We start from the raw sequence: 7,759 nt of genomic DNA on the forward strand, positions 1-7,759 counted from the left end.
GCTTCCAGATTATTTGGATATTGATTGGTTCCCAGCAAAGTATCTTTTCTGCGGGCCAAATCTTTCTTCCGTGTTTGTGAAGCTTCTTTTACCTGGGCCTGGATAAATCCGGCTTTCAGCGCTTCAGTATATCCACCTTTGTTCTCTACTTCGAGGAACAATTTCCATGCTTCATTGGCAATGCTATCAGTCAGGTTCTCGATGTAGTAACTACCGGCTGACGGATCCACCACCATGCTGAAGTACGACTCCTCTTTCAGCAACAGTTGCTGATTACGGGCGATACGTTCACTAATAACACCGGGCTGACGGAACACCTGATCGAAAGGAGCCACGGTCAATGAATCGGTACCGCCAATGGTAGCACTCATCGCCTCAGTCTGCGTCCGCAGCATGTTCACATAAGGATCGTAAATAGTCTTGTTCCACTCAGAAGTTTCGCAGTGGGTATGCATTTTCTTCACTTCCAGACCGGTTGGTTTGTAAGCATCAACAATTTTTGCCCACAACATACGACCGGCGCGCAACTTGGCAATTTCCATGAAGTAATTACCTCCAACGCCAAAATTGAAGCGGATATTCGTGGCAGCGGTATTGATATCCTGGTTGCGATCCGTAATTTGAGCCAGATACTCATTTCCCATAGCCAGCCCGAATGCCAGTTCCTGAACGATGGTAGCACCTGCATTATTGAAATGCTTCGCGTTGACACTGATGGTCTGAAATCCTTTGAGTGCTTTTCCTTCTCCTGCCAGCTCTGCAGCATCATCAAGCAACTCTTTAACCGATACGCATGATTTTCCGCTAATAGTAAGATTTCCCAGCGGGTCAAAATTCAAAGAACCTTTAATTTCATCGAGTTTGCAGTTACGTGCAGCAAACTCTTCCACCACCAGTTGGTAAAGTTTCTTGTTTCCGTGGAGAGTAGAAAAGTTAAGTTCTACAGCCTCGGGAACAATGTTTTTCAGAAGAGCAGAGATGTTCTCTTTTGTAATGAGTTCTTCCTTTTCAATGAAGAATCCCAGAGAATCAACCCCTTTGTTGAGAATATCCAACGCCTTTTCGTTGGCCTCCTTCACATCTTTCACCACGATATCCTGACGAACCATCCACTTGTTGTGGGCTTTGGTTCCACGCACAAACGGGTATTCTCCCGGAAGTGTATCAAGATATTCAAGGTTCTTAAGGTCCTCTTCCCTGTAAAAGGGACGAACGCTAAAACCTTCATTGGTTTTCCAAACGAGCTTTTTGTCAAAATCAGCCCCTTTGAGATCCGCTGTCACTTTGTCCATCCACTCCTGCGTTGACACAGGTGCGAATTCGCTGAACAACGGTTGATTTGATTTATCTGCCATAATGTAACTGTTTATTTGTGCGAATTAACAGGGCGCAAAATTAACGAAATTATTCTGGAATGGGAACAAAACCAGTGGGATTGTGGTATGTTATTGAACATATCCAACTCTAAGTCAGGAAGGGAAGCTGACAGATGTTAGATTTTTGCTCTTAGGGATTGTGCCGAAATAACTTGCCGCTTTAGACTTGTTCTTTTGCCCTTTAGCTTCCTTGAAAATCCATTAAACAACTCGCTATTCGCAGTTTTTTCAAGTAGGAGAAGAACAAAATAACATCGTTAAATCTGTCAATTTATTTCATTACCAACCCTTAAGTCAATAGCTTCGCAATTACTTTTTTATCTACGAAAAGGCAGCAGGGAGCTCGGGAGAAAAAGAAAAAGGGCTCATCCTAATAATGCGTATCTATTACAATAGATCTTTAGATTTTTAGATATAAGATTCTAGAGGAATCCTATATTGTTGATAATCTGACTATTCAGATAAACACCCAGGAGTATGTAAACAATTATTCCTTAAGCGATTACAAAAGCTTAACGGACTATTGTATTAGATACTTCCAAAAGATCCTAATCGAAGAAGACATGAGAAAACAATCAAATACACATAACTGGTACGACCCGCTCCGGGGGTCGATTCTAATGTGAAAATTACATCTATAAATATTTGACTCACTTCGGAGTCATACCTTTATAATTGAGAGAAATAGAGTTTTCTGGGTCATGTCCTTTTATTGAAGAAAACAGAGCCTGAAGGGCTCCTATGTTTATAGCTTAAGCAAAATACAAAAAATCGACGCTGAAGGTGTCGAATAGTTATTATTGGTCATAAATCATACCATCCGGTTGGAAATGGCATAATACACAGCTTCGGAAGTATTGCGAACACCCAGCTTGCGGAAGATATTCCGCTTATGTTGCTTCACGGTGGATTCAGCGATATTAAGATTATTGCTGATGGCTAAATTCCCATCCCCTTTGGCACACAAAGAAAGAACCTCCTTTTCACGACCGGAAAGCTGGTTCTGTTCATGGAGAATAAACCTGCGGGTAAGTGCATTGAATTCGTACTGAAAAGGCTCCATCAAATTCTGAATCACGGCATTTCCTGCGCCCGAAGCCTGTGAGGGAGAGACAAAACAAAGCGTAGATATGATCCGGTTGTCATCCGAAAGTTCCAATGGCACCAGTCTCTGAGTAATCAATACAAGGCTACCGTCTTCCTGACGGATTCTGAAATCGACTGACAAGTAACAATGTTCCCGGTAATCCTCCGGGTGTTTGGTATTAAAAAACCGAAACCCATTTTCATTAACATCCATCACCACAGGCATATCCTCGGGAGCAATAATCTTTTCATAGAATGAGAAGCCCATCTCTTTTACTTCCTGAGCACTGTGCCCACAAAGAAATAAAGGGTGATCAGACACATAATGAAATTCTCCTCTACTAAAATCCGCCACATAAATACTCTGGTTCATCAACCTGGAAAAAATATCAAGAAGTTTCCACGGATCAGGCTTTTCCAGTGGCTCATCTCCGGCAGATGAAGCACTCCCCACAGAATCGATAAGATGTTTTACAAAAGACATAGCTAAATGATACTTTAAACTCTTTTGTCGCTGTAACCCGCTAAACAAAGCTATCAATTATTTCAGAAAATTCACTGTTTTGAAGAGAAAGTATCTGAACAAACGCTCTGTTCTCTGTTTAACAATAATAAAAAACTATACTAAAGGACTATTGATGGGCCTTTCTTTCTTGAGTAACATTGCAATCTCAAAATAAAAGATCACTAAAGAAACGACCAAACGCAAGAGAATGTTCAGGGACAGTAAAATGTTCAGGGACAGTAAAAACATTCCCCTGGAAAAGGGGCCCAGCCCCCCTTAACACTCAAAACGACCCAACCCGAGTACCCAAACAGACCTTGGTCTTAAAGGACACCCGAGACAGTTTCATAATTTGAAGTTTGTCCGGGTGTTTTTTTATTCCCAGAACAGAAAACCCGCGAATGTTTAGAATCAAATCCAAGAAAAAATGAAAACAATTAAACATCTGTTCCTAATTGCCATATTGCTGTTCTCCATCTCCTGTCAAAATGACTAGGAAATAACACCTGATCCGGTTGAAGAAGAGAAAGAAGAGCAGGACAACTTTGACGGACCCGATTATTCGGACGATTACACATCAATACAAATTCAATGACCATTACGTATGGGTAGGTTTCTCGCACTGTGCGGTATTTCAGGATGAACAAACCGGCCAATGGTACTTATTCATCACAGGGACGACTCCCGCATGATGTCTCCGGCATCAATGCTTCCAATGCCATTATGATGGGCTATTTGAGAGAAATTTAATGGACATCGGACCGATGGCCGGTGGTGATGCCCGGAAGATATGCCGGCTTGCCGGAAGAGGCCCTCGAAGAAGATCGTATTGCAGGCACCTATGAAGTCATTACCCTCAAGTACCAATACAAGACCATGCAACAAAGCAGAATGCTATATCTCAACGAAAATGGAAGTGCCAGCGGAGCTCTTTCGGGCAACTGGAGTTACAATGCTGCAACTAAAACACTCACCATAGGCAGCCAGAAATTAATTATTAAAAAAGGATGAGACTGGGAAGACACTCCCAGACATACTACTCCGATTTTCTCAGGCATTAACGATGCCGGAGAATCGATTTGGGGGAAGAAGGTTGATTAAATCCTGCTCTTTTAGTTAACTCAAAGGTTGTAGTTTGAAATTGCTTCATTACGTTCGCAATGGCAGACTTTGTGCATAATTATTGAGTTAAAAGAAACAAATTAAAAGTTTAATTACATTAAAACCAGATTTCTATTAGTTCTTTGACTATCCCTCAAATAAATTTTTTCTTACTGATTAACTGATAAATATCAATACTATCACCTAATACTCGCCCTAATAGCCATCATTGCTTCATTAGCAGTCATTTCTCCATTTAACACTTCCCGGAAATAAACAGGTGTATTATAATGATCATTATCCAGTATCCATGCACTACTCCAATAATACCGGAATTTGTTTTCACTAAAGTTGTCCTGCACATATTTGGCAAACTCTTCAAACTGGTCACCGCCCAACGATGCACTCGAAAGATTTCCTTTTATGCCGGTAGGACACTTTGTATACCTTGTCCACATCTCTGCCACATCCGGAGTATTCATCGACAGAAGAAATTTCACTGCCTCATCTCGATTAGGAACATTCTGGGGAACCCCCCATGTTATAGAATAATCATGCGGATAAATCACATTTTTTCCGGCTGATGGCAATTCCGAGGGAACAATATCATAAATTTTCTCACTATCTATACCTTCCCAAATATTATACATCCATGATCCATTAACATAAAACAGGCATTCTCCATTCAGCATCATCTCATGGCTTGATGCCCAATCCGTTTCGCGCCATGACGGATCAATAGGATTGTATTGGGAAATCCTTTCTATTTGTTTCAATGTTTTATGCCATGCCTGTAACTTTTCTTCAGACATTTTCCACTCCAGAAAAGCATCAGCATTCCCCAGGTAAGATGCAAAAAGATTAAGGGCCAAAAGCATGGTGGTCTCCCACACATAAGACTCGTAAAGAGGAATGATGTGGTCATCCGGATTACTCTTGTTGTATTGGTTGATTGCTTCCAAATACCCGGCAAAATCGTCGAAAGTCATTCCAAACTGCTTCACTTCAATTCCAACTTTTTCAGCCACTTTCTTATTAAACCATAGTGCCCAGTATTGGCCTTCAAGATATGGGCCGGGTATCACCCCATTCCATTTTTCCATTTCATCCTCTGTCAACAAAGAAGGTTGAGTTCCTTCTCTAAATTGTTCTATTCCGCTAAAATCCACCAAATATTTTCGAGGCCAGTCAGTGTCGTCCAAAATATTTGTAACCTCACCATATTCTCCGTTAATTCTAAGGACATCCCAATCGGTCAATCCTTGCTGTATTACCTTTGCAGTATATTTCTCATTACTTGCACGATCTTGCGGATCATAATATATTTCCTCAGGAAATTTAAGGTTCACTTTTACATTCTGATTTTCGAACTCATAAACCCTTGCCAGATTTCTCACGAATAGCTCTCTCTTTCCTTCGTTGAGCCAATGCCCCACAAAATTTACCGTATCAACAGGAACAACACCAGATACCTTTTCCCCGGATAAAACTCCCCGGGAATTTTCGTCACAACCACAGTTCCAGAGTCCCAAAAGAGCAATCAATAATATTTTTGAATTAAACTTCATAGAATCTACTATTTTGCTAAAAACACTCTACTCTTCAACTTTAAAATACCTGATGCTTTCACGCAACTCTTCAGCTTCCTGTTTCAGAGTTCTGGAATTTTTGGTCATTTCTTCGGCCGAAGAAGCATACTCCTGAATGACCATATTTAACTGTTGAATTGAATTGTTAATCTGAGCAGCTCCACTATTCTGTTCATCACTTGAATCAGAAATATCATTAACCAACTGGGAAGTTGTTTCAATTTCCGGAGCCAATTGCATCATAAATTCATGAGCTTTTGTAGTAATCGCAACAGATTTTTCAGACAATTGATTGATCTCACTTGCAGCCGCTTCACTTTTACTGGCAAGCTTCCTAACTTCCGCAGCTACCACCGCAAAACCTTTTCCCTGCTCACCGGCATGGGCTGCTTCAACGGCAGCATTTAAGGCCAGAATATTTGTCTGAAACGCAATGTCATTAATGATAGATATCTTTCCGGAAATGGCTTGAATGTATGCAAGACTCTCCTCCTCCCGCTTCACGAAATCCTTGATCCCTTCAGCCGCTTTTTTGGATATCTCCCCGGTTTTTTGAGCATTGAGTGCATTTTGCTCTATCATGGAGGCGATTTCTTCAACAGTAGAGGAAACTTCCTCAACAGACGAGGCTTGCTGATTTGCGCCGCCTGCGACCTTAACAGAAAGATCATCAAGATGGTTGCTTGATGAGTTAACTTTTACTGCTCCCTCAGTGATAAGTAAAACAATTTCTCTAAGCTTCCCATTCAGGTTATTGATAGCTTTTGTCAATTGACCAATTTCATCATGAGACTTTACCTTCAACGACTTAACAGGAAGCTGTCCGCTTTCAATAGAGGTTAATCGACTAAGTGCAAGATTAATATTGTCTGTAAAAAAGTGTTTGGTAAAGAATATAATAACCACAGAGGTCAAAATCAGACATAAAAGAGATCCAATAATAAAAGTAAACACAATACCACTTTTTTCTCTGGTTATTTCAGTCATGCTGGAATAAATAAAAAGATGCCCGAGAAACTTACCATCATCAAGACGTAATGGACTGATACTCACAAAATACGCTCCTGAGTCAGACAGAACAGTTTGAAAAACATCTGTTTCAATTTCGAAATTTAACGCATCAAAATCAGAAAGCAGTGGAACATCTTCTTTAGCCTTCCCGGCATAATCGGGGTCCAGAGAGAAATAAATTTTTCCATTGGCACCGACAATTAAGCAATGCTCAACGGGCTCTCCGACCAGTGATTCCATAATATCCTGATCCTCGGCCGATTCGTACCGCAAAAGCCCTTTGGACATTAAATAGGCAGGAGTATGGAAGCTATGTTCCAAGCTCTGATCTATTTGAGAAGTAAAACGATCAATATAATAAATTCCAAGTGCAAATAGCGCAATAAACTCTGTTAGAATAATGAGTACACCTATCTTATAGGAAACCCTTTTAAACTTAAAAAAACTAAAGTAACCCATGTCTTTATTTTTGTAACCATTTAATTATAAGTCCACTCCGAAAAGGTTTTATGTTGCAAATACCTGGGTAGAGGAACTTTTTAAATCCTAACCAGCAACAAATTAACTTTAGCTAAAAAATTCTCTGCGCCGTAACCTAAACAAAAACAACTATTTTTCGAGCAAACTCAATTATCCTAATTTGTCTTGCCAAGAAAACGCAAAAGACTGCTCAGAAGAATCGGATTCAATTGTTATCGTTATTTATACGCACCAAAGGCTTTTTTAAGGTATCTTTACTTTTGTTACGAAATCACAGACAATTTGTTGCACAGGAAGATGGAAATGGTTGCATTGATTTTTTGTTGTGATTGCACAAATGAGATGGGTTAACCTTTCTTAATATCAGGAATGGAGGATAAGTAATAGTTGCATCCCGCAGAAATGAAATAAAGGGACTATATTTAACAATCGACAACATAGAAAAGATTCTTTGTTGACAATATCTTCGTTAACAAAAACACTTCTTTTCGGAGCAGACTCCAACAAAGTTATTTTGTTCTGAAAGAACTAAATAAAAATGAGAAAAGTAAATTATATCTTTAATTATAGAGGGGGTTAAATCGACCAAGAATAAATGAAGGACATAAGGA

At 40.0% G+C, this 7,759-nt stretch carries 5 protein-coding genes; 1 reads left to right on the top strand and 4 read right to left on the bottom strand.

Features of this window, described 5'->3' with window-relative positions; all coding sequences use genetic code 11:
• Positions 1-1,355: acyl-CoA mutase large subunit family protein (locus QZZ43_RS04045; protein ID WP_291856511.1), on the bottom strand; the 1,355-nt coding region annotated here is incomplete at its 3' end.
• A gap of 832 nt (positions 1,356-2,187) precedes the next feature.
• Positions 2,188-2,946 (bottom strand): helix-turn-helix transcriptional regulator, encoded by a 759-nt coding sequence (locus tag QZZ43_RS04050; protein WP_291856513.1) that lies wholly within the window; start codon positions 2,944-2,946, stop codon positions 2,188-2,190.
• 798 nt (positions 2,947-3,744) lie between these two features.
• On the opposite strand from QZZ43_RS04050, the gene QZZ43_RS04055 reads away from it, so the two are divergent.
• Entirely contained in the window at positions 3,745-3,978 is a 234-nt protein-coding gene (locus QZZ43_RS04055; protein ID WP_291856515.1) for a glycoside hydrolase family 43 C-terminal domain-containing protein, read from the top strand.
• A 290-nt stretch (positions 3,979-4,268) separates the two neighbouring features.
• Here the strand turns inward: QZZ43_RS04055 and QZZ43_RS04060 are convergent, their stop codons facing one another.
• Positions 4,269-5,636, bottom strand: a complete 1,368-nt coding sequence (locus tag QZZ43_RS04060) for an ABC transporter substrate-binding protein (RefSeq protein ID WP_291856516.1) — start codon at positions 5,634-5,636, stop codon at positions 4,269-4,271.
• Positions 5,637-5,663: 27 nt separating this feature from the next.
• Entirely contained in the window at positions 5,664-7,127 is a 1,464-nt protein-coding gene (locus tag QZZ43_RS04065) for a methyl-accepting chemotaxis protein (RefSeq protein ID WP_291856519.1), read from the bottom strand.
• Positions 7,128-7,759 lie beyond the last annotated feature (632 nt).

Origin of the sequence: Marinilabilia sp. (assembly GCF_016278715.1) — a bacterium.
Lineage (GTDB): Bacteria > Bacteroidota > Bacteroidia > Bacteroidales > Marinilabiliaceae > Marinilabilia.